The organism is Bacillus sp. FSL H8-0547, from assembly GCA_038002745.1.
Lineage (GTDB): Bacteria > Bacillota > Bacilli > Bacillales > Bacillaceae > Bacillus_P.
The window spans coordinates 3060692-3082432 of record JBBODD010000001.1; the positions used below are offsets into that span (position 1 = coordinate 3060692).

General features: G+C 45.5%; 22 protein-coding genes and 1 other annotated feature. Of the genes, 21 read left to right on the plus strand and 1 reads right to left on the minus strand.

The features are described from left to right. The first annotated feature begins 15 nt into the window (after nucleotides 1–15). The 21 genes from MHB63_15045 (at nucleotide 16) to MHB63_15145 (ending at nucleotide 21495) form a co-directional block, all read left to right on the plus strand. Complete coding sequence (locus MHB63_15045) at nucleotides 16–681, plus strand: YitT family protein (protein ID MEK3807836.1); 666 nt, start codon at nucleotides 16–18, stop codon at nucleotides 679–681. Between the two features lie 18 nt (nucleotides 682–699). After that, a complete protein-coding gene (locus MHB63_15050) occupies nucleotides 700–1116 on the plus strand; it encodes an Rrf2 family transcriptional regulator (GenBank protein MEK3807837.1) in 417 nt (138 codons plus the stop codon). A gap of 14 nt (nucleotides 1117–1130) precedes the next feature. Continuing rightward, entirely contained in the window at nucleotides 1131–2270 is a 1140-nt protein-coding gene (locus tag MHB63_15055) for a cysteine desulfurase family protein (GenBank protein ID MEK3807838.1), read from the plus strand. A gap of 23 nt (nucleotides 2271–2293) precedes the next feature. After that, nucleotides 2294–3409 carry a tRNA 2-thiouridine(34) synthase MnmA gene (gene mnmA / locus MHB63_15060; protein ID MEK3807839.1) on the plus strand — a complete coding sequence of 372 codons (1116 nt, stop codon included), beginning with the start codon at nucleotides 2294–2296 and terminating at the stop codon, nucleotides 3407–3409. 69 nt (nucleotides 3410–3478) lie between these two features. Continuing rightward, nucleotides 3479–4132, plus strand: coding sequence for a tetratricopeptide repeat protein (locus tag MHB63_15065; GenBank protein ID MEK3807840.1), 654 nt, complete (start codon nucleotides 3479–3481; stop codon nucleotides 4130–4132). A 15-nt stretch (nucleotides 4133–4147) separates the two neighbouring features. Further along, nucleotides 4148–6523 (plus strand): ATP-dependent RecD-like DNA helicase, encoded by a 2376-nt coding sequence (locus MHB63_15070; GenBank protein ID MEK3807841.1) that lies wholly within the window; start codon nucleotides 4148–4150, stop codon nucleotides 6521–6523. A gap of 2 nt (nucleotides 6524–6525) precedes the next feature. After that, the gene (locus MHB63_15075) at nucleotides 6526–7026 is read left to right on the plus strand and encodes a PRC-barrel domain-containing protein (GenBank protein ID MEK3807842.1); all 501 of its coding nucleotides are present in this window, start codon (nucleotides 6526–6528) and stop codon (nucleotides 7024–7026) included. A 14-nt stretch (nucleotides 7027–7040) separates the two neighbouring features. Then, nucleotides 7041–7232, plus strand: coding sequence for a hypothetical protein (locus tag MHB63_15080; protein ID MEK3807843.1), 192 nt, complete (start codon nucleotides 7041–7043; stop codon nucleotides 7230–7232). A gap of 754 nt (nucleotides 7233–7986) precedes the next feature. Then, complete coding sequence (locus MHB63_15085; GenBank protein ID MEK3807844.1) at nucleotides 7987–9048, plus strand: AI-2E family transporter; 1062 nt, start codon at nucleotides 7987–7989, stop codon at nucleotides 9046–9048. A 45-nt stretch (nucleotides 9049–9093) separates the two neighbouring features. Then, nucleotides 9094–9302, plus strand: a binding site (T-box leader). A 68-nt stretch (nucleotides 9303–9370) separates the two neighbouring features. Then, nucleotides 9371–12004: an alanine--tRNA ligase gene (alaS, locus tag MHB63_15090; protein ID MEK3807845.1), complete on the plus strand. Its 2634-nt coding sequence runs from the start codon at nucleotides 9371–9373 to the stop codon at nucleotides 12002–12004. Between the two features lie 112 nt (nucleotides 12005–12116). Further along, entirely contained in the window at nucleotides 12117–12383 is a 267-nt protein-coding gene (locus MHB63_15095) for an IreB family regulatory phosphoprotein (GenBank protein ID MEK3807846.1), read from the plus strand. A 1-nt stretch (nucleotide 12384) separates the two neighbouring features. Beyond that, entirely contained in the window at nucleotides 12385–12801 is a 417-nt protein-coding gene (ruvX, locus tag MHB63_15100) for a Holliday junction resolvase RuvX (GenBank protein MEK3807847.1), read from the plus strand. A 31-nt stretch (nucleotides 12802–12832) separates the two neighbouring features. Beyond that, entirely contained in the window at nucleotides 12833–13120 is a 288-nt protein-coding gene (locus MHB63_15105) for a DUF1292 domain-containing protein (protein ID MEK3807848.1), read from the plus strand. Between the two features lie 201 nt (nucleotides 13121–13321). Beyond that, complete coding sequence (mltG, locus tag MHB63_15110) at nucleotides 13322–14449, plus strand: endolytic transglycosylase MltG (protein ID MEK3807849.1); 1128 nt, start codon at nucleotides 13322–13324, stop codon at nucleotides 14447–14449. Between the two features lie 181 nt (nucleotides 14450–14630). Beyond that, entirely contained in the window at nucleotides 14631–15293 is a 663-nt protein-coding gene (locus MHB63_15115; protein ID MEK3807850.1) for an O-methyltransferase, read from the plus strand. After that, on the plus strand, nucleotides 15286–16215 hold the full coding sequence (locus tag MHB63_15120) for a peptidase U32 family protein (GenBank protein ID MEK3807851.1): 930 nt from the start codon (nucleotides 15286–15288) through the stop codon (nucleotides 16213–16215). The genes MHB63_15115 and MHB63_15120 overlap by 8 nt, the downstream gene beginning before the upstream one ends. 33 nt (nucleotides 16216–16248) lie before the next feature. Further along, complete coding sequence (locus MHB63_15125; GenBank protein MEK3807852.1) at nucleotides 16249–17517, plus strand: U32 family peptidase; 1269 nt, start codon at nucleotides 16249–16251, stop codon at nucleotides 17515–17517. Nucleotides 17518–17521: 4 nt separating this feature from the next. Beyond that, nucleotides 17522–18157: a uridine kinase gene (gene udk / locus MHB63_15130; GenBank protein MEK3807853.1), complete on the plus strand. Its 636-nt coding sequence runs from the start codon at nucleotides 17522–17524 to the stop codon at nucleotides 18155–18157. Nucleotides 18158–18471: 314 nt separating this feature from the next. Further along, nucleotides 18472–18945, plus strand: coding sequence for a transcription elongation factor GreA (gene greA / locus MHB63_15135; protein ID MEK3807854.1), 474 nt, complete (start codon nucleotides 18472–18474; stop codon nucleotides 18943–18945). Between the two features lie 57 nt (nucleotides 18946–19002). Then, on the plus strand, nucleotides 19003–20745 hold the full coding sequence (locus tag MHB63_15140) for a penicillin-binding protein 2 (GenBank protein MEK3807855.1): 1743 nt from the start codon (nucleotides 19003–19005) through the stop codon (nucleotides 20743–20745). 60 nt (nucleotides 20746–20805) lie between these two features. Next, the gene (locus MHB63_15145) at nucleotides 20806–21495 is read left to right on the plus strand and encodes a DUF1510 family protein (protein ID MEK3807856.1); all 690 of its coding nucleotides are present in this window, start codon (nucleotides 20806–20808) and stop codon (nucleotides 21493–21495) included. Between the two features lie 28 nt (nucleotides 21496–21523). Here MHB63_15145 and MHB63_15150 read toward each other — a convergent pair whose 3' ends face one another. Next, the gene (locus MHB63_15150) at nucleotides 21524–21724 is read right to left on the minus strand and encodes a DUF2536 family protein (GenBank protein MEK3807857.1); all 201 of its coding nucleotides are present in this window, start codon (nucleotides 21722–21724) and stop codon (nucleotides 21524–21526) included. Nucleotides 21725–21741 lie beyond the last annotated feature (17 nt).

Sequence of the window (21741 nt, forward strand, 5' to 3'; positions counted from 1 at the left end):
GCGGCGTTGGAACGTATGCGTCCAGGGAAATCACTTGCTGAGCTGAGAGTGAGATGGAGTATTTATTTTACCGGACTCCTCATCATGGCTTTCGGCATTGTGCTGACCATTAAAGCAGACCTCGGCACATCGCCGTGGGATGTTCTTCATATAGGATTGTATTATCAGCTTGGTTTAACGATCGGATCTTGGGCAATTATTGTAGGAGGAGGCATTCTTCTCCTGTCATCCATTTTTACAAAGAAGATGCCGCAGGCCGGTGCGTTTGTAAATATGCTTACAGTTGGCCTTTTTATCGATTTATATATGATGATTCCGTTTTTGCAGACGCCTCCCGGCTATGCCGGGAAAATCGGAATGCTGCTTCTTGGCATTCTGGTCATGGGGTATGGCATCGGGTTATATATATCAGCAGGTTGCGGGGCGGGGCCGCGTGATACACTCATGCTTGCCCTTGTTGAAAAAACGGGAATGAAGGTATCAAGGATCAGAAGCAGCATTGAAGTGATTGTTTTGCTTATAGGCTGGTCACTTGGGGGCCCTGTCTTTTTCGGCACAATCGTCTGTACGCTGTCAATCGGCTATATTATCGGCTTTACTCTGCCATATTGCCAGAAGGCAACCGATGCCTTGCTTTTGAGAACAGCAGAAAAAAGACAAAGGGTTCAACAAGTCAGTTAGATAAATAGGGGTGGAAGAATGAAGATTTCAACGAAAGGCCGCTACGGTCTTACTATTATGATTGAGCTTGCGAAAAAACACGGCGAAGGGCCGACATCATTAAAGAGCATTGCCCAGACCCATGATCTGTCTGAACACTATCTTGAGCAGCTGATTGCACCTCTGCGCAATGCGGGACTGGTTAAAAGCATCCGCGGAGCCTACGGAGGATATGTGCTCGGCAATGAACCGGCAGCTATTACGTCAGGGGATATTATCCGTGTGCTTGAAGGGCCTATAAGCCCCGTTGAAGTTCTGGAAGATGAAGAACCTGCCAAGCGTCATCTGTGGGTTAGGATACGAGATGCTGTCAAAGATGTACTGGACAGCACAACACTTGAAGATCTTGCAAATTATACGGATGATGAGCAGGAATCTTACATGTTTTATATTTAAAAGGTGGGTTTACTGTGGATAGAATTTATTTGGACCATGCTGCAACCTCTCCCATGCATCCCGCTGTGATTGAGCAGATGGTTCCGTATATGCAGAACGTATTTGGAAATCCTTCAAGCATCCACGGGTTCGGGCGTGAAAGCAGAAGGCTGCTTGATGAGGCGAGAACTGCTATTGCCGCAAGTCTTCATGCCAGACCGAAAGAAATTATTTTCACAAGCGGCGGCACGGAAGCCGATAATATGGCGATCCTCGGGACTGCATCAGCTAACCGGCATAAAGGGAACCACATTATTACGACTCAGGCTGAGCACCATGCCGTTTTAAATACATGCAAGCACCTGGAAAAACAGGGGTTTGAGGTTACCTATCTCCCTGTTGACACAGGCGGCAGCATATCCATCGAGGATTTGAAAAATGCACTGAAGCCCGAAACGATCCTTGTGACGATCATGTACGGAAACAATGAGACAGGATCGGTTCAGCCGGTCCAGGAGATTGGAGCGGTCTTAAAGAACCATCCTGCTCTTTTTCACACGGATGCCGTTCAGGCTTACGGTCTTCTTGACATCAATGTCAAAGAGTACGGAATTGATATGCTCTCTGCTTCCGGCCACAAAATCAACGGCCCGAAAGGCACGGGATTCCTGTACCTGAGGGAAGGAATATCCCTTAAACAGCAGTCATACGGCGGTGAACAGGAACTGAAAAGACGCGCCGGAACAGAAAATGTTCCAGGCATTTATGGATTAAAGGCGGCAGCGGAGCTTGCTCTGAAAACGAAAGAGGAGAAAGCTGCTCAATATAGAGAGTTTAAACTGAAATTAATGGAAGTACTGAAGGAAGAAGAGGTTTCGTTTGAAGTGAACGGAACTCTTGAAAGCAGTCTTCCTCATGTGCTGAACCTTTATTTCCCGGGAACAAATGTAGAGGCAATGCTTGTAAACATGGATCTTGCGGGTATCGCCGTTTCCAGCGGCTCTGCCTGCACAGCAGGTTCCATTGAACCCTCTCATGTGCTGACAGCAATGTACGGCAATCACGAGCGGACAAAAGCATCCATCCGGTTCAGCTTCGGTTACGGTAATACACTTGAACAGATTGAAAAAACAGCACGCGAAACAGCCCGCATTGTAAAGCGGCTTACAGCTTAGAAGGAACTATGGAGGTGGAAAAGATGCAAAAATCACCTAAAGACACACGTGTCGTTGTCGGGATGTCAGGCGGAGTCGATTCCTCCGTTGCGGCACTGCTTTTAAAACAGCAGGGATACGATGTGATCGGCATCTTTATGAAAAACTGGGATGATACGGATGAAAACGGCGTCTGCACGGCAACTGAAGACTATGATGATGTCATTCAGGTCTGCAATCAGATCGGAATTCCGTATTATGCCGTCAACTTTGAAAAGCAATATTGGGACAAGGTATTTACCTATTTCCTGGATGAATACAAAGCGGGAAGAACGCCAAATCCCGATGTCATGTGCAACAAGGAAATCAAATTCAAGGCGTTTCTTGAGCATGCGATTTCTCTTGGAGCAGACTATCTTGCAACAGGACACTACGCGCAGGTTGAATTCCGGGACGGCGAATATAAAATGCTGAGAGGCGCGGATGCAAACAAAGATCAAACGTATTTCCTCAATCAGCTCTCGCAGGATCAGCTCTCCAAAGTAATGTTCCCGATCGGAAATATTCCAAAATCAAAAGTCCGCGAGATTGCAAAAGAAGAGGGCCTTGCGACAGCTTCCAAAAAAGACAGCACAGGAATCTGCTTTATCGGCGAACGGAACTTCAAGGAATTCCTGAGCGGATATCTTCCTGCTCAGCCAGGCCTGATGCAGACTCTTTCAGGAGAGGTAAAAGGCAAGCATGACGGGCTGATGTATTATACAATCGGCCAGCGCCACGGCCTTGGAATCGGCGGAAGCGGAGATCCGTGGTTTGTCATCGGCAAAGACCTCGAAAAAAATGTTCTTTACGTTGATCAGGGCTTTGACAATGATCTGCTTTATTCTGATTCTCTGACTGCCACAAGCATCAGCTGGGTGTCAGGAAAGATGCCTGAGGGCACGGTTACATGCACGGCTAAATTCAGATACCGTCAGGAAGATCATGCCGTTCAGGTTAAAATGACGGATGCTGAAACAGCACAGGTTATCTTCGATAAGCCGGTAAGAGCCATTACACCTGGACAGGCGGTCGTTTTTTATAACGGAGACGAGTGTCTTGGCGGCGGAACCATTGACGAAGTGTTTAAAAAAGATGATAAAATCTGGTATGTCGGATAACGCAGACTTATGAAAACCTCAACAGCAACGGTTGAGGTTTTTCTTTTAAAGGGAAAGGAAGTGCCAAAGATGAGCGATAAAAACAAAATGGGCATTGAAGCGATGCAAAAAGGCGACTTTGAAAAGGCGGCAGGATTTTTTTCGGAAGCCATAGAAGAAAATCCAAATGATGCTGTTTGTTATGTGAATTTCGGAAACCTGCTTGCAGCAGTGGGAGAACCTGAAAAAGCGATTTCGTTTTTTGAAAAAGCCATTGGGCTTGATGAAGAGGCAACTACGGCTTATTACGGAGCAGGAAGTGTTTATTACGATCAGGAACGCTATGAGCAGGCGAAAAACATGTTCGTAAAAGCGATACAAAAAGGAATGGACAACTCAGATGTCTACTTCATGCTGGGAATGAGCTATGTGGTGACGGAACAGCCTCTGCCGGCGCTTCCTTATTTGCAGAGAGCGGCAGAATTAAATGAAGAAGATACAGAAGCACGTTTTCAGTATGCTCTTTGTCTTGCCCAGCAGGATGCGCTCGATGAAGCAATTAAGCAATTTGGCATTGTGGCTGAGAAGGACCCCCAACATGCTGATGCTTTTTACAATCTAGGCGTTGGATATGCATTTAAGGAAAAACCTGAAAAAGCGCTCCAAATGCTTGAGCTCGCGCTTGAGATTCAGCCCGGTCACGCGATGGCTGCCAATCTGAAACAATTATTGCAAGAGATGTAGCGGGGAGGAGATCTTGTGCAGCAACAGGCGGATCTGTTTCAGGAACAGGAACGGTTTCTAAAAGGAAAAATCATCACGGTTATTTTTCAGAATGAGCAAAATCATTACACCGTCCTGAAGACGGAGGTTCTTGAAACAAGTGAAAACATTGATCAAAAAGAGATGACCGTGACAGGCTATTTTCCGCTTCTGCATGAAGATGAAACGTACACCTTCTTTGGGATGGTCACGCAGCATCCAAAATTCGGCCAGCAGTTTCAGGCAGAGCACTATAGAAAAGAGATACCTAAAACGAGAGACGGGGTCATCCAGTATCTCTCAAGTGATCTTTTTAAAGGCATAGGGAGAAAAACGGCTGAAGCCATTGTGGACGAGCTTGGGGAAGGGGCCATTTCAAAAATGATGGAGGATCCGTCCCTTCTTGATAAGGTCCCGAAACTCGGGAACGACAAGGCGAAGCTGCTGCTCGATCAGCTGAAGGAGCATCAGGGACTTGAACAGGCCATGATTATCCTGAATCAGCTCGGATTCGGCCCGCAGCTGTCCATGAAAATTTATCAGGCCTATCAGGACAGAACGGTACAGGTCATTCAGGAAAACCCGTTTCAGCTCGTAAAGGATATAGAAGGCATCGGTTTTGTGCGGGCAGATGAACTTGGGGGCCGCATGGGGCTTGGGGGAAATCATCCCGAGCGAATCAAAGCAGCCTGCTTTTACACGATCGAACACCTTTGCCTTCAAGAAGGCCATACATATGTTTCAACTGAACAGCTTATTGTAAAAGCAATGGATCTTCTGAATCAGTCCAGTGACATGAGAGTGATTGAAACGGATATTTCAGAACAGATTATTAAGCTTGCAGAAGACAGAGGCATCATCATCGAAGAGGACAGAACGTACTTGCCTTCGCTCTATTTTGCGGAGCAGGGGCTTGTGAAGAGCATTCAGCGGGTTCTTCTGCAAACGGAGTATGACAGCCTTTTTCCCGAGTCAGAGTTTCTCCTGTCACTTGGAAACCTCGAGGAACGGATGAACGTTCAGTATGCTTCCAGTCAGAAAGAGGCGATTCAGACAGCTCTGATGTCGCCGATGCTTCTTCTTACAGGAGGACCGGGAACAGGAAAAACGACCGTAATTAAAGGGATTGTCGAGCTGTATGCCGATCTGCACGGGTGTTCTCTTGACCCAAAGGACTATAAAAAAGAAGAGCCTTTTCCCATTTCACTGGTGGCGCCTACCGGACGTGCTGCAAAGCGGATGACAGAAGCGACGGGACTTCCTGCCGTCACGATTCACAGGCTGCTTAAATGGAACGGGGCAGAAGGCTTTGACCACTGCGAGGACAACCCGATTGGGGCCAAGCTTCTGATTGTAGATGAAATGTCCATGGTGGATACCTGGATTGCCCATCAGCTTTTTAAAGCCCTGCCTGAAAAGATTCAGGTGATTATGGTCGGTGATGAAGATCAGCTGCCTTCTGTTGGACCCGGCCAGGTTTTGCGGGATCTTCTTGAGTCGGATGCCGTTCCAGTCGTGCGCCTGACGGATATTTACAGACAGGCAGAGGGATCATCCATTATTGAGCTTGCCCATGATATCAAAAAAGGGAGGCTGCCAGAAAACCTTGCCTCCCCGACGAAAGACCGTTCCTTTATCAGGTGCAGCGGCACGCAGGTAAAGGAAGTGGTGGAAAAAGTGATCGCCAATGCTATTAAGAAAGGGTATACCGCACGCGATGTGCAGGTTCTTGCTCCTATGTACAGAGGGCCTGCAGGCATAGACCAGCTGAACGTGATGCTGCAGGAACTGTTCAATCCAAAATCCTCCGGCAAGCGCGAAATGAAGTTTGGAGAAACGGTGTACCGGTCGGGCGATAAAGTCCTACAGCTTGTCAATCAGCCTGAAAGCAATGTGTACAACGGCGATATCGGGGAGATTGTTTCGATCTTTTATGCAAAGGAAAACACGGAAAAAGAAGATATGATCGTCATTTCATTCGACGGAAATGAAGTGACTTATACAAAATCAGAATTTACTCAGTTTACGCATGCGTTCTGCTGCTCCATCCATAAATCCCAGGGCAGCGAATTTCCCATTGTGGTTGTGCCGGTTGTCAAGAGCTATTACCGGATGCTCAGGCGGAACCTAATTTATACGGCCATCACCCGGAGCAAGCAGTTTCTGATCCTTTGCGGCGAGCAGGATGCGCTTCTCCGGGGAATTGAAAACCGCGATCATCTGAGCAGGCAGACGTCTTTAAAAATGAAGCTTTCCCAAAAGCAGGAGGAAGAAAAGCAGCTGGAGTCAGTGCTTCCTTTCGGTTCGGCAGATGCCATGATCGGAATGGAAGGCATTACCCCGTATGACTTTATGGAAGACAGCAGAATCTAAGAGTGTTCGGAAAGGGGGAGTTTCTCCTGCGGACATTCACAGAGCTCAGAGGCCTTCCTGTAGTCGATCTGGAAGACGGGTATATAGCGGGGTATGTATGTGATGCATGCCTTGATAAAAACGGCCGTTTCACCGGACTTTTGCTGCATGAAAAAGGTTTTTTTAAGAAAGGGCGCATCGTACCGAGTGAATCGATTTGCACCATCGGCAAGGACGGAATCATGATGAAAGGAAGAAGCACGCTGAAATCGCTGTCTGAATTCAGAGAAGCTTATTTCCTAACATCACGCCGCCGAATCCAATACAAAGAGGTTTTTTCTGCAGAGGGCGAGAAGCTTGGTCTTCTCGCAGATGTATATTTTTCTGAACATTTGGGCACCATTGTAGCATATGAACTGACGGACGGATTCTTTGCAGACATGATGGAGGGAAAGAAGAAACTTGATCCTCCAGGGACTTTAACGATCAGCAAAGATGCAATCGTCATGGATTTTATTCATTAGCGAGGTGCACCAAATTGTTGAAATGCCCGAATTGCAAAAGCAAAGATATAGGGAAAATCGGCGTAAACCAGTATTACTGCTGGGGATGCTTCATAGAGCTGTCTGTATCTAAAGGACAGATTTTCACCCACCAGGTGGAAGAGGACGGTTCGTTAAGTTCTCTTGATGATCTTTTCTCAGATGATGACCGAACAATCAGCATGTAAACGCAGCAGCAAGGGGGAAATGAGTATGAACCGGCGAATGACCTCAATGCTTACAGATTTACTTGGACGTGTTTCCGTTTCTAAGCGAGACATGAAAAAAATGAAAAAACGCATTAAGAAACTATTCTGATGCGCGCATGATGAAAAGCAGTCAGGGCTCCTGGCTGCTTTTTCATTTGAATAAAGGGGATGCATTCCTATAAAAAGGAGCAGCGGAAATATGGGGTACTAAAAAGGGAAAATGCATCCCTATAAATACAAGCTTCAATAGTATAGGACAACAGGTAAAACGAAGGTCAGAAAATAGTGCAGCTAGAACAACTTCTTTAAAGAGTTTTCCTCTATCTTAACTCCCGTAAAACACCAGTGAACTGAAGCGGAAGGCACTTGACTCCTTGTCCAGCTGCAGCGCCCAACTCCTCTGTCAGAACAAAATCCCCCAAAAAGTCAAACCCTGACTTTTCGGGGGATTTCATATCTGACTGTCGGAGCAAAACGGGCGCTTCCGCTTTTCTGAGGGATGAAGAGGGCACTGGAGACCCCACAAGCGAAGCGAGGAGGCTCCAGGCGCTCCCCGCGTAAAGCAAGTGACTGGAGCGAAAGGGAACGGGTACAGGTACAGTTTGAGATTTATATTTATCATAAAAACAGCCTGCAATTAGTAAAGAGAGGATAATGAGTTCGCGTCATTCTTCCCAGCCCATGAATAATTCCCCCCTCCATCACCAAACTAAAGACGAGGAGGGGATGCAACTTGAGAGAACGATATGTCAAATGGCTGCTGAGAATCGCAATATTCCTTCTGACCCTGCTTTCTGTTTTTCTCTTTATGAAGCTGAGAGTACTGTGGGATCCTTTGTACATGATGATAAAGGCCATCCTGATCCCTTTTTTAATTGCAGGCTTTATTACATATTTGCTCCATCCGGTAATTGAAAAGCTCCACTCGACAGGTGTGCCCCGGACACTTTCGATCCTGATTATCTACACCCTTTTCTTTGGCGGGGTCGGGTACGGCCTCTATAAAGGCATTCCGGTGATGATTATTCAGCTGAAGGAATTATCGGCCAGTTTTCCTGTGCTTGAGCAGAAATACCAAGGCTGGCTTGAGATGGTTCACACCCAGACGGACCGGTTCCCTAATGAAATTCATACAAGAATTGAAGAGGGTTTTCAGAATGTTGAAGCATGGTTTTCATACTGGATTGATAAAATTCTGAGCAGTCTGGGCAAGGCTGTTGATTACATTCTGGTTCTCGCGCTGATTCCATTTCTGGTTTTTTATATGCTGAAGGATTATGGGCAATTGAAAAAAGCAGCCTGGTATTTGACTCCTAAAAGATGGAGAGCGGAGGCTTCCGTTTTTGTCAGAGATGTAGATCAGTCGCTTGGCAGCTATATAAGAGGTCAGCTGCTCGTCTGTGTGATTATTGGACTTCTTGCGTTTGTTTCTCTTTGGTTTTTTGATATTAAGTATCCGCTCGTTATCGGAATTCTGATTGGGGTTACGAACGTTATCCCGTATTTCGGGCCTGTCATCGGGGCGATTCCCGCTGTCATTATTGCTGCATCTATGTCTGTAAACACCGTCTTAATTGTTGCCGCCATTATTTTCACGCTGCAGTTTATTGAAGGGAACATTCTCGGTCCACTGATCGTCGGGAGAAGCCTTCACATGCATCCGATTGTGATTATGCTGGCTTTGCTTGCCGGCGGTGAAATAGCAGGTATCGTCGGACTGATTCTGGCTGTTCCGGTGCTTGCTGTGCTGAAAGTCACACTCATGCATCTCATGCAGCTGAGAAGACAGCATTGACAATGGGTTGGCGTTAAACTATAATTCAGCGTATAAAGCGCAAATAGGAAAACGATGAAGGAACGAGTATGTTTCAGACCATCTGACAAGAGAGGGGCTTGTACGCTGAGAGAGCCCTGAGATGAAGGGGAACAGAAGGCTATTCCGGAGTGCGGGCAAAACCTGCCGGTGAAACCACGTTACGGTTTTAATGAAGTGATGGACTAGTATGTCTATAATCAGGGTGGTACCGCGAGCAATCTCTCGTCCCTGTGAAAATCAAGCGCGATTTTCACAGAGGCGGGAGTTTTTTATTTGCATCTTACATAAGGAGGAATAAAGTATGAAAACATTAACCTCAGCACAAGTACGCCAAATGTTCTTGGACTTCTTTAAAGAAAAAGGACATGCAGTGGAACCAAGTGCATCTCTCGTGCCGCATGAAGATCCGTCGCTCTTATGGATCAACAGCGGGGTTGCTACATTGAAAAAATACTTTGACGGACGGGTGATCCCTGCAAATCCAAGAATTTGCAACGCGCAGAAATCAATCCGCACAAATGACATTGAAAACGTCGGAAAAACGGCGCGCCATCATACGTTTTTTGAAATGCTGGGCAACTTTTCCATCGGCGACTACTTTAAAGTAGAGGCGATTGAATGGGCATGGGAATTTCTGACGGACAAGAACTGGATCGGTTTTGACCCTGAGAAGCTTTCGGTTACAATTCATCCGGAAGATGATGAAGCGTTCCTGATCTGGAAAGATAAAATCGGTGTTCCGGAAGAACGGATTATCCGTCTGGAGGGTAACTTCTGGGATATCGGAGAAGGTCCAAGCGGACCGAATACAGAGATTTTCTACGACCGTGGAGAGTCATACGGAAATGACCCGCAGGACCCTGAGCTATATCCGGGCGGCGAAAATGAACGCTATCTTGAAGTGTGGAACCTTGTGTTCTCTGAGTTTAACCATAATTCCGACGGCACGTATACTCCGCTTCCGAAGAAAAACATCGATACGGGTATGGGCCTTGAGCGGATGGTTTCTGTCATTCAGGATGTGCCGACTAACTTCGATACAGATCTGTTCATGCCGATCATCAGCGCAACAGAAAACGCATCAGGCGAAAAATACCGCGTGGATGCTGAAAAAGATGAGGCCTTTAAAGTGATTGCCGATCATATCCGAACAGTGACATTCGCAGTCGGTGACGGAGCACTTCCTTCTAATGAAGGCCGCGGCTATGTACTGAGACGTCTTCTCCGCCGTGCTGTAAGGTATGCCAAAAAGCTTTCCATCAACCGTCCGTTCATGTATGATCTCGTTCCGGTTGTGGGAGAAATTATGGTTGATTTTTATCCGGAAGTGCAGGCTAAAACGGAATTTATCCAAAAGGTGATTAAAAACGAAGAAGAACGTTTCCATGAAACACTGAATGACGGCCTGGCTATTTTATCTGAAGTGGTCAAAGTCCAAAAAGCGAAAAGCAGCTCAGTTATTCCTGGTGCGGATGTATTCCGTCTTTACGATACGTACGGTTTCCCTGTTGAATTAACAGAGGAATATGCACAGGAAGAGCAGATGGAAATCGATCATGAAGGCTTTAAAAGAGAGATGGAAGGCCAGCGGGAGCGAGCGCGTGCTGCAAGGCAGGATGTTGATTCCATGCAGGTTCAGGGCGGTGTGCTCGGCGAAATTAAAGCGGACAGCACGTTTGTCGGCTACAGCAGCCTTACAGCAAAAGCTGCCGTTTCCGTTCTTTTGAAAAACGGAGAGATCATCAATGAAGCGCATGAAGGAGACGAAGTGCAGCTGATTCTGAATGAAACGCCATTCTATGCAGAGAGCGGCGGACAGATTGCAGATGAGGGCACAATTGAAAGTGATGCTGTGAAGCTTCAGGTCAAGCATGTCCAAAAAGCGCCAAACGGCCAGAACCTTCATACGGCCATTGTTGTAAGCGGAACAGTGAAAACAAATGACGAGGTAACAGCTTCTGTTGATGAAAAAACACGCAGTGCCGTTATTAAAAATCATACAGCGACACATCTTTTGCATCAGGCTCTTAAAGATGTCCTTGGAGGACATGTCAATCAGGCGGGCTCCCTTGTAACAGGTGAAAGACTCCGCTTTGACTTCTCTCATTTCGGACAGGTGCAGCCTGAGGAACTTGAGCAAATTGAACAGATCGTCAACGAACAGATCTGGAAAAGCATCGGAGTAAATATTGAGCTTAAGCCGATCGCTGAAGCAAAAGAAATGGGTGCGATGGCTCTGTTCGGAGAGAAATACGGAGATATTGTGCGGGTCGTTCAAGTCGGCGATTACAGCCTTGAGCTGTGCGGCGGCTGCCATGTTGACAATACAGCGTCCATCGGGATGTTTAAAATTGTGGCTGAATCAGGAATTGGCGCAGGCACACGAAGAATTGAAGCTGTAACGGGACAAGGTGCGTATCAGCTTGTCAAAGATCAGCTGTCTATCCTTTCAGACGTTGCAGGAAAACTTAAATCAAGTCCGAAAGATGCTGCAAACCGGGTTGACGCGCTGCTTCTGGAAGTTCGTTCTCTTCAGAGGGAAAATGAATCATTGACAGCTAAACTGGGTAACGTAGAAGCTGGAAGCTTGCTGAGCCAGGCTGCTGAAATTGACGGAGTTACTCTTCTTGCAAGTAAAGTAAGTGCAAAAGACATGAACAGTCTGCGTTCTATGGTGGATGAGCTGAAGCAAAAACTTGGATCAGCGGTTGTTATTCTTGGTGCTGCACATGACGGGAAAGTCAGTCTTGCAGCTGGTGTAACAGGCGATCTAGTTAAGAAAGGCTATCATTCCGGCAAACTGATCAAAGAAGTCGCGGCTCGGTGCGGCGGAAGCGGCGGAGGGCGCCCTGATATGGCTCAGGCCGGCGGAAAAGACCCTGATAAACTTGAAAGTGCCCTGAAATATGCTTCAGAATGGGTGAAAAGCGTCTGATTTTTCTTCCTGCAAGGGAAATCCGTTTTATAATTTCCATACTTAGTGTAGAATGGTAATAAGAATGGACAAGCAGATTCAAACAGACGAATCTGGGAAAGAGGTGCGTGTGATGAGTTCCTTTGACAAAACAATGAAGTTTAATTTTTCTGAGGAAGCAGTGGAGACGAACGTAAATGAAGTGCTGTTCACTGTTTATGATGCCTTAAAGGAAAAAGGGTATAACCCGATCAATCAGATCGTAGGCTACCTGCTATCCGGAGATCCCGCTTATATTCCGCGGCATCGCGATGCAAGAAATTTAATCCGCAAGCTTGAGCGCGACGAACTCATTGAGGAATTGGTCAAATCGTACTTACACCATCATAGAGAGGATTAATATGCGAATTATCGGGCTTGACTATGGCTCCAAAACAATCGGAGTCGCTGTCAGCGATGAACTTGGCTGGACAGCACAGGGAATCGAGACAATTAAAATTGATGAAACAGCAGGGAATTTTGGGCTTCCCAGGCTGACTCAGATTGTAAATGAGCATCATGCAGAGAAATTTGTTCTCGGTTTTCCAAAGAACATGAATGGAACGGTCGGACCAAGGGGAGAAGCAAGCCAGAGGTTTGCTTCAAAGCTTGAAAAAACCTTCGGCATCCCGGTCATCCTCTGGGATGAACGATTATCCACGATGGCTGCAGAACGTGTTCTGCTCTCAGCGGATGTCAGCAGAAAAAAGAGAAAAAAGGTAATTGATAAAATGGCTGCCGTCATGATCCTTCAGGGCTACCTTGACAGCCTGAACTAACCGGCAGCAAACTATAGATGAGGTGACTTACATGGAACACGGAGAAAAACAAATTACAGTAGTAGACGAAAACGGCAACGAGCAGCTTTGCGAAATTCTTTTCACTTTCGCTTCTGAGGAGTTCGGAAAGTCTTACGTCCTTTACTATCCGCTTGGCGAACAGGATGACGAGGAAGAAATCGAAATTCATGCATCAAGCTTTGAGCCTACTGCAGACGGCGTGGACGGGGAACTTGCTCCGATTGAAACAGAAGAAGAGTGGGATCTTGTAGAAGAAATGCTGAATACATTCCTTGACAACGAAGAGGAAGAAAATTAAATCGTCAGATGAGAATAAACCGTCATTTGACGGTTTATTTTTTTTGCTTTTAATACCGTATAAAGGGAACACTCTTGAAAGGGGAAATTCTCTGTTTTTGCGGGACGTGACAGGCGCTCCCGTAAAAATGTGGTGGAATTTGGCGAAAAAATGGTCATTATGTAGTATAATCATGATGATGAAAGGGGGAGCTCGTCCATAATGTCAGAGGGAGATTCGAACAAACATACATTGCAGCACAAACTCCTGGAAAAACAGCAGGAAGCAAGAGTCATCCGGAAGATTGTCCTGATTGTTGTCGCTGTGCTGCTTATAGCTATGACAGGGCTGATCGGCGGAGGCTATTTATATATCAAATCCGCGCTTGAGCCGGCTGATGAAACAGATAAAAAGGCAGTGAATGTAAAGATACCTATAGGTTCATCTGTCTCATCCATTGCAGCTATTCTGGAAGAAGAAAAGATTATTAAAGATAAAAGGGTTTTCAAATACTATGTGAAATTTAAAAACGAATCAGGTTTTCAGGCTGGTGACTACAAACTTACTCCAGCGATGGAACTTGAAGATATCATCGCAAGCCTTAAATCAGGCCGGGTGATAACAGACGTTGTGTTTCAGATTCCCGTCCCTGAAGGTATTCAGCTCACACAGATTGCAGCACAGGTTGCCAAACATTCCGGCTACCCTGAAAAAGAAGTGCTGAACAGAATGAACAGCAAAGAATTTATTTCGGCTATGCAGAAAAAATATCCGGAAACCGTGACAAAAGAAATTTACGGCCAGGATATTAAGTACCCGCTTGAAGGCTATTTTTATCCGGCAACTTATCCGTTTTATGAGGAAAAACCTCCGCTTGATCTGATCTTAGAAGAAATGATCAAGAAAACAGATGAAGTGGTCAAGCCTTATGCAGACCAGCTCGAAGAAAAAAACATGCCGGTTCACAGGTTTTTGACGATGGCCTCTCTCATCGAAGAAGAAGCGACCCAGTCAGCTGACAGGGAAAAGATTTCAAGCGTTTTTTATAACCGGATCAGCAAAAAAATGCCGCTTCAGACCGACCCTACCGTACTATACGCACTTGGAAAGCATAAAGACCGCGTGTTTTACAAAGATCTTGAAGTAGAATCACCCTATAATACGTACAAAGTACAGGGACTTCCGCCGGGACCGATTGCAAATCCGGGAAGCCAGTCGATGAAGGCGGCAATTGAGCCTGCCAAAACGGAATATCTCTACTTCCTCGCAACGAAAAAAGGCGAAGTGATTTTCACGAAAACACTTGCAGAACATAACAAAGCAAAAGCTGAACACATCACGAATAAATAAGAAACAGGGGAAGGCGAAAAAATTCGCATTCCCTTTTCTATTGTGGTAAAATATATCGAGTTGCAAAGACAAAGATAAACAAAACGATAAATACAGCCAAGAGTTCTTCGGTAGAACTCTTATTTTCATGAGATAAGATAGACCTGAACGCCCGCCAGTGCGGCGTTTAAAGGAGAAGACAATGGAAAACGAATCAATTTTAACATATATAGAAAGCCTTCTTCCCGAGCAGGATGAATCCATCAGAAAGATGGAGAAATATGCAGAACAGCACGTCGTTCCGATTATGGAAAAGACAGGGATCGAAGTTTTGATCAGTCTCCTTGTGCTGAAACAGCCAAGAAAAATACTTGAAATTGGCACAGCCATCGGCTATTCTGCCATCCGCATGTGCAGGGCGCTTCCGCAAGCGGAAATTGTTACGGCTGAGCGAAATGCAGAACGCTATAAACAGGCTTCCCAGAATATCACGGAAAATGGCCTCGGTGACAGAATAACGGCTCTCCACGGCGACGCCCTTCAGCTGAAAGAGCAGATTGCTGAAAAAGGACCGTATGACATTATTTTCATTGATGCTGCCAAGGGTCAGTATATGAGATTTTTTGAAATGTACGAGCCGATGCTCTCTAAAGACGGCTGCATCATAACGGACAACGTCCTGTTTAAAGGACTTGTTGCGAATGAAGAGGAGGACATGTCGTTTCACCGGAGACGGCGTGCACTGCTCAGGAAAATCCGCAGCTACAATGAATGGCTGATGTCCCATCCTTCTTATCACACAGCGATTTTCCCTGTCGGAGATGGAATGGCCGTAAGTATAAAAAGAGGTGAACAAGATGAATAAACCTGAATTAATTGTCACACCAACCAAGATGGAAGATTTAATCCCCCTTGCAGATGCAGGGGCTACTGCTTTTGTTCTCGGAGAACAGCGCTTCGGGCTAAGACTTGCAGGTGAATTTAATCGTGACCAAATGAGAGAGGCAACCGCCATTGCCCACTCTAAAGATGTAAAAGTATACGCCGCTGTGAATGCGATTTTTCATAACGAAAAGATAGAAGATCTGTATGATTATCTTCGTTTTCTGAAAGAAATCAACGTGGATGCTGTTTTATTTGGAGATCCTGCCGTTCTCATGGCGGCAAAAGAAGCTGCTCCTGAGCTTCCTCTTCACTGGAATACGGAAACGACGGCTACAAACTGGTATACATGCAATTATTGGGGAAGAAAAGGGGCAAAACGGGCGGTTCTTGCACGTGAGTTAAGCATGGAATCGATTATCGACACGAAAGAACATGCAGAAGTGGAAATTGAAGTTCAGGTCCACGGAATGACATGCATGTTCCAGTCCAAGCGCTCCCTCATTGGAAACTACTTCGAATACCAGGGAAAAGCAATGAAGATTGAAAACATTCAGAGTGAAAAAGCGATGTTCCTGCACGACAAGGAACGCAGCAACAAATATCCGATTTATGAGGACGAAAACGGCACACACATCATGAGCCCGAATGATATGTGCATTATTGATGAGCTCTCTGACATGATTGATGCAGGCATTGACTCTTTCAAAATTGACGGTGTCCTACAAACGTCTGAGTATTTGATTGAGGTAACCAAAAAATACCGCAAGGCGATCGATCTCTGCGTGGAAGACCGCGATGAGTATGAAAATGTAAAAGATGATCTTCTTTCAGAAATTGAAGACATTCAGCCTGAAAACCGCCCGCTCGATACAGGATTTTTCTTTAAAGAAACCGTTTATTAATAGAAGCTGGAATGAAACAAGGAGGAATAAATGATGGTGACTGCTGCAGATAACATTTCACAGATCATAGACGGCAAACGCGTCATTGTGAAAAAACCGGAATTGCTTGCGCCGGCAGGCAATCTCGAAAAATTGAAAATCGCCGTTCACTACGGTGCAGACGCCGTTTTTATCGGCGGAAAAGAATTCGGCCTCCGTTCTAATGCAGATAATTTCTCATTGGAAGAAATGGCTGAAGGTGTGCAGTTTGCAAACAAATACGGTGCAAGAATTTATGTTACGACCAACATTTTTGCCCATAACGAAAACATGGACGGGCTTGAAGAGTACCTTATGGGCCTTCAGGAAGCAGGCGTTTCTGGCATTATCGTGGCTGATCCGATGATTATCGAAACATGCCGCAGAGTAGCTCCGAAACTTGAAGTGCATCTGAGCACACAGCAGTCTCTCTCCAACTGGAAAGCTGTTCAGTTCTGGAAAGAAGAGGGACTTGAGCGGGTGGTGCTTGCACGTGAAACAAGCGCTGAAGAAATAAAAGAAATGAAAGAAAAAGTTGATATTGAGATTGAAACCTTTATCCACGGAGCAATGTGCATTGCGTATTCAGGACGCTGCGTACTGAGCAATCATATGACTGCGCGTGATTCAAACCGCGGGGGATGCTGTCAGTCATGCCGCTGGGACTACGATCTTTACAAGCTCTCAGATAATGGGGAAGAAGCTTTGTTCAGCGGGGATGACGCTGCGTTTGCCATGAGTCCGAAAGACTTAAATCTGATTCAGTCCATTCCGAAAATGATTGAGCTTGGAATTGACAGCCTGAAAATTGAAGGCCGCATGAAGTCCATTCACTATGTTGCAACGGTAGTCAGTGTTTACCGCAAGGTCATCGATGCTTATTGCGCTGATCCGGAAAATTTTGTCATCCAAAAAGAATGGCTTGATGAGCTTGATAAGTGTGCAAACCGCGACACAGCTCCTGCTTTCTTTGAAGGTGTTCCAGGAACAGAGGAGCAAATGTTCGGCATTCACGGCAAGAAAACAACGTTTGACTTCGTTGGTCTTGTACTTGATTACAATGAAGAGACTGGCATGGTTACACTGCAGCAGCGCAACTATTTCAAGCCTGGAGACGAAGTTGAATTCTTTGGCCCTGAAATGGAAAACTTCACGCAAAAAATTGAGCAGCTGTGGGATGAAGATGGAAACGTTCTTGATGCAGCCCGTCACCCTCTGCAAATTGTGAGGTTTAAAGCAGACCGAAAAGTCTTCCCAAATAACATGATGCGGAAGGGGAAGTGAACTGATGGGGAAAAAGCCCATTGTCATTGGGGTAGCCGGGGGCTCAGGCTCCGGAAAAACCAGTGTGACAAAGTCCATTTATGATTACTTTAAAGGCCATTCCATCTTAATGCTGGAGCAGGACTTTTATTATAAAGATCAAAGCCATCTTCCGTTTGAGGAAAGGCTGAATACAAACTATGATCACCCGCTTGCGTTTGACAACACGCTTTTGATTGAGCATATTAAACAGCTTTTAAATTACGAAGCCATCAACAAGCCTGTCTATGACTACAAGCTTCATACCCGTTCGGAAGATGTCCTGCTCGTTGAGCCGAAAGACGTCATTATTCTTGAAGGCATTCTTGTTCTTGAGGACGAGAGACTGCGCAATTTGATGGATATTAAGCTGTACGTTGATACAGATGCAGATATCAGGATCATCAGACGCATGCTTCGCGACATAAAAGAGCGCGGAAGAACGATTGACTCTGTCATTGAGCAGTATGTTTCCGTTGTCCGTCCAATGCATAACCAGTTCATTGAGCCGACAAAGCGCTATGCGGATATTATCATACCTGAAGGCGGCCAGAACCATGTGGCCATCGACCTTATGGTTACAAAGATTCAAACAATTCTTGAACTAAACGCAATTTTGTAATAACATAGCATAGATAAAGAGTACTGTGACCATATTATGTATAGGCTGTTAAAGTTTCTCACAGCTTTTATGAACCGGATGAAAATCCCCATGTTCAGAAAGCTTCATCGGAAAAAGAACGATGTCTTAAAAGCAAGCCCAGGGCTTGCTTTTAAGCTACATAAAGCAAATACCCGGCCAGTCGTTTTTGAGATGACCTGACACTTCAGCATATGCATAAACCGTGCGGGAGCAGCAACTGCTCCGCCGTTATCACAGTGCAGTCTTACATACCAATTGATTTTGGGGGCAGTTATACTAGAAGGAGTGAGATCATGGCACAAGAAAAAGTATTTCCTATGACACTTGAAGGTAAAGAAAAGCTTGAGCAGGAACTTGAATACTTAAAATCGGTCAAACGCAAAGAAGTTGTAGAAAGAATCAAGATTGCGCGCAGCTTCGGAGACCTGTCTGAGAACTCGGAATATGATTCAGCCAAAGAAGAACAGGCTTTTGTTGAAGGACGTGTAACAACACTTGAGAATATGATCCGCAATGCTAAAATCATTGTGGATGATGCAGATTCAAATGTTGTCACTCTCGGCAAAACCATTTCATTTATTGAACTTCCAAACGGCGATGAAGAAACATATACAATCGTCGGAAGCGCTGAGGCTGATCCATTTGAAGGCAAAATCTCAAATGATTCCCCAATCGCAAAGAGCCTCATGGGCCGCCAGGTTGGAGATGAAGTAAACGTGCAGACTCCGGGCGGAGAAATGCAAGTAAGAATCACAAACGTTAAGTAAGCAGGTTTAATAAGAAAACACCTCGTCGACACTAGTCAAAGGCGAGGTGTTTTTTTGATGATAATGAAGAAGAGAATGAAATGGACGGGTGCTTTTATTTTTATATGCATGCTTGTACTGATTGCAAGACTTGCTGACATCCAGCTTATAAACACTGAATCCTTTGGGGGAGAAAACGTCAATTTAATTGAAGAGAGTGTAGGCCAGAGAACGCAGGAAGTCATGATTGACGACGGCCGCGGCCGGTTTGTGGACAGAAATCTCCTTCCTGTCGGAAATTTTCAGGAATCCAAACTCGTATTATTTCCGTTTTTGAAAAACATTGAGTGGCCAAAAGAAAAACTGGCTCAGATAACCGGATACTCTGCATTTGACCTCGAAAATATGCTTGAGGATGCTCACAAACCGCTGATCATGGGTTCTGCAGAGGGAATTACCTTGACCGAGTCCGAAATGGATACGATCAATGACCTTGAGATTCCGGGAGTTTTCGCCATTTACCAGCAGGCAAAAAAGAAGGATGAAGCAGCAAACCATATGATCGGCATCACAGGAGAAAGTCCGGATGTACTGAGAGAACGCTACCCGGATAAGAAGGAGCTTTCCTCCAAAACGCAGGTCGGCTTTACCGGGCTTGAAAAAGCATTTGATGAATTTTTGCTTCCGGATGCAGAAACAAAGCTTTTATACCATGTGGACGGCGATGGAAATCCGCTCTTTGGCATAAACGTCAAGTATATTGCAAACGCAAATCCCTTTTATCCTGTAAGCGTCAAAACGACCATTGACAGCAGGATACAGAATATGGCGGATGCGGTCGTCACGAAATACGGCATTAAAAAAGGGGGGCTTGTGCTCCTGGACGCTGAAACGAGTGAAGTGCTGGCGATGGTAAGCAAACCGGCGATTGAAAGGTCAGACTCCGGTTCACATATAAACCATATGCTGACTCCGCAAATCCCGGGCTCCGTTTTTAAAACGGTCATTGCAGCTGCCGCGATTGAAAGCGGGCTGGAGCTGAAAAATTCGTATAACTGCCAGCTGGATATGTATGGTAAACATGACGATGATTCTGACATGGGAATCCTCAATTTCGAACGCAGTTTTGCAAGAAGCTGCAACTACACGTTTACAACGACAGCTGATGAGCTGATTGAAAAAGACAAACAGACCATTGAGGAATTTGCAGGGAAATTAGGCTTGACTGAAAAAAATGGCTGGAGCGGAAATGTGTTTCATTATAACCAGTTCAGGCAGTTTCCTGAAGAGAAGTCTCCTTCTATTTGGGACGACCCGCGTGATAAAGGAGCGTTTCGTGCTGTGGCGCAGACGGCAATCGGGCAGAAAAACGTCCGCGTAACCCCGCTTGCAGCAGCGAACATGATGGCGACGATTGCGCGCGGAGGAGAAAAAAAGCAGGTGAAGATTGCTGACAGCATTCTTTATAAAAACGGGACAACCATGTTTGAATTTCCGGATCAGGATATGGAAGGTGACGGCATCTCTCCTTATACAGCGTCCAAACTTCAGCATTTGCTCAGGCTCGTTGTAACAGATAAAGACGGAACCGGCAGAAGATTTCAGTCGCTGCCATTTGAAGTTTCGGGAAAGTCAGGCACGGCTGAAACAGGACATAAAACTGTCCACAAATGGTTTGCAGGCTATTTCCCGTCAAACAATCCCAAATATGCCCTTGCAGTTGTTGAACTGGATACGCAAAGTGAAACATCCTCGGCCAACAGCATCTTTTATGATGTTGCAGCTGAATTATCCCGATTAGAAAATGCTTCTACTAGATAGAATTGCAATCTAATGATAGAATAAGACAGAATGTTAGAGGGATAAAGGAGTGTAATGCACTTGAGCAATCTAAGTAAAGGATCACGCTTTGAAAACCGTGATAAACGCCGGAAAGCAAATGTTGTCCTGAACATTTTAATTGGAATTGTAGCCATTTTAATTCTTGTCATTGGATCACAGCTGCTGCTAGGCGGAAATGACAGCGAAAAGGCGTCAGAAAAAGCAAACGAAGAGACGGCATCAGGTACCGTCAAGAATGATGAGAATAAAGGACAACAAGATAAAGAAAAAGAACAGGCTGAAGCGTCTGAAGAGAACAGCGAAGAAAACAGCACAGAAGATGCAGATGAAGCTGACAAAGAAGAAACCGCCGAAGAAAACGGCGAAGAAAATGAAGAAGCCGGAGAACCTGTCGTAACAGAAGGCGATCCGAATTCAAACGTAGATCAGATTATTGAAAATCCAGGCTGGAAACCGGTTGGAACTTCGCAATCTGAGCCTCACGTTGCCCAATATGACAAAAGCTCACAGGACTGGGCTGAAATGATTCAGGCTATGAGCTATGCTACTGGACTGAGTGAATCAGATATGACCATCTGGTTTATCGGAAACAACGGCAGTCCGAATGATGCAAAAGGAACCATTTCTTCAAAAGACAAAACACAAAATTACAAAGTAGAGATTACCTGGGTTGAAAATGAAGGCTGGAAGCCGGTCAGAGTCGAAAAACTGAAACAGCCTGAAAATTAATGAAAGGTGAGACACGCGTCTCACCTTTTTACTTTGCCTTAAAATGGACCGCAGCGCTGTAAAACCGTCTTCCTTCTTCACTTACATGCATCTGGTGGGAAACCGAATGCACCTCAAGCAGAATCGCTTTATTGATCTCAATCTGCTCGCTGATCTTCTTCTCAAGATCTGAAAGCTTCTCCGACTCGAAAAATTCGACTTTATCTTTGATAAACTCCAGTTTAAACATATTAGATGCCTCCAATT

What these genes read in the sequence shown, in the direction of transcription:
- MHB63_15045 (MEK3807836.1), top strand. Translation starts at nt 16, where the DNA reads ATGCGTCCAGGGAAATCACTTGCTGAGCTGAGAGTGAGATGGAGTATT.
- MHB63_15050 (MEK3807837.1), top strand. Translation starts at nt 700, where the DNA reads ATGAAGATTTCAACGAAAGGCCGCTACGGTCTTACTATTATGATTGAG.
- mnmA (MEK3807839.1), top strand. Translation starts at nt 2,294, where the DNA reads ATGCAAAAATCACCTAAAGACACACGTGTCGTTGTCGGGATGTCAGGC.
- MHB63_15065 (MEK3807840.1), top strand. Translation starts at nt 3,479, where the DNA reads ATGAGCGATAAAAACAAAATGGGCATTGAAGCGATGCAAAAAGGCGAC.
- alaS (MEK3807845.1), top strand. Translation starts at nt 9,371, where the DNA reads ATGAAAACATTAACCTCAGCACAAGTACGCCAAATGTTCTTGGACTTC.
- MHB63_15095 (MEK3807846.1), top strand. Translation starts at nt 12,117, where the DNA reads ATGAGTTCCTTTGACAAAACAATGAAGTTTAATTTTTCTGAGGAAGCA.
- ruvX (MEK3807847.1), top strand. Translation starts at nt 12,385, where the DNA reads ATGCGAATTATCGGGCTTGACTATGGCTCCAAAACAATCGGAGTCGCT.
- MHB63_15105 (MEK3807848.1), top strand. Translation starts at nt 12,833, where the DNA reads ATGGAACACGGAGAAAAACAAATTACAGTAGTAGACGAAAACGGCAAC.
- mltG (MEK3807849.1), top strand. Translation starts at nt 13,322, where the DNA reads ATGTCAGAGGGAGATTCGAACAAACATACATTGCAGCACAAACTCCTG.
- MHB63_15115 (MEK3807850.1), top strand. Translation starts at nt 14,631, where the DNA reads ATGGAAAACGAATCAATTTTAACATATATAGAAAGCCTTCTTCCCGAG.
- MHB63_15120 (MEK3807851.1), top strand. Translation starts at nt 15,286, where the DNA reads ATGAATAAACCTGAATTAATTGTCACACCAACCAAGATGGAAGATTTA.
- MHB63_15125 (MEK3807852.1), top strand. Translation starts at nt 16,249, where the DNA reads ATGGTGACTGCTGCAGATAACATTTCACAGATCATAGACGGCAAACGC.
- udk (MEK3807853.1), top strand. Translation starts at nt 17,522, where the DNA reads ATGGGGAAAAAGCCCATTGTCATTGGGGTAGCCGGGGGCTCAGGCTCC.
- greA (MEK3807854.1), top strand. Translation starts at nt 18,472, where the DNA reads ATGGCACAAGAAAAAGTATTTCCTATGACACTTGAAGGTAAAGAAAAG.
- MHB63_15140 (MEK3807855.1), top strand. Translation starts at nt 19,003, where the DNA reads ATGATAATGAAGAAGAGAATGAAATGGACGGGTGCTTTTATTTTTATA.
- MHB63_15150 (MEK3807857.1), bottom strand. Translation starts at nt 21,724, where the DNA reads ATGTTTAAACTGGAGTTTATCAAAGATAAAGTCGAATTTTTCGAGTCG.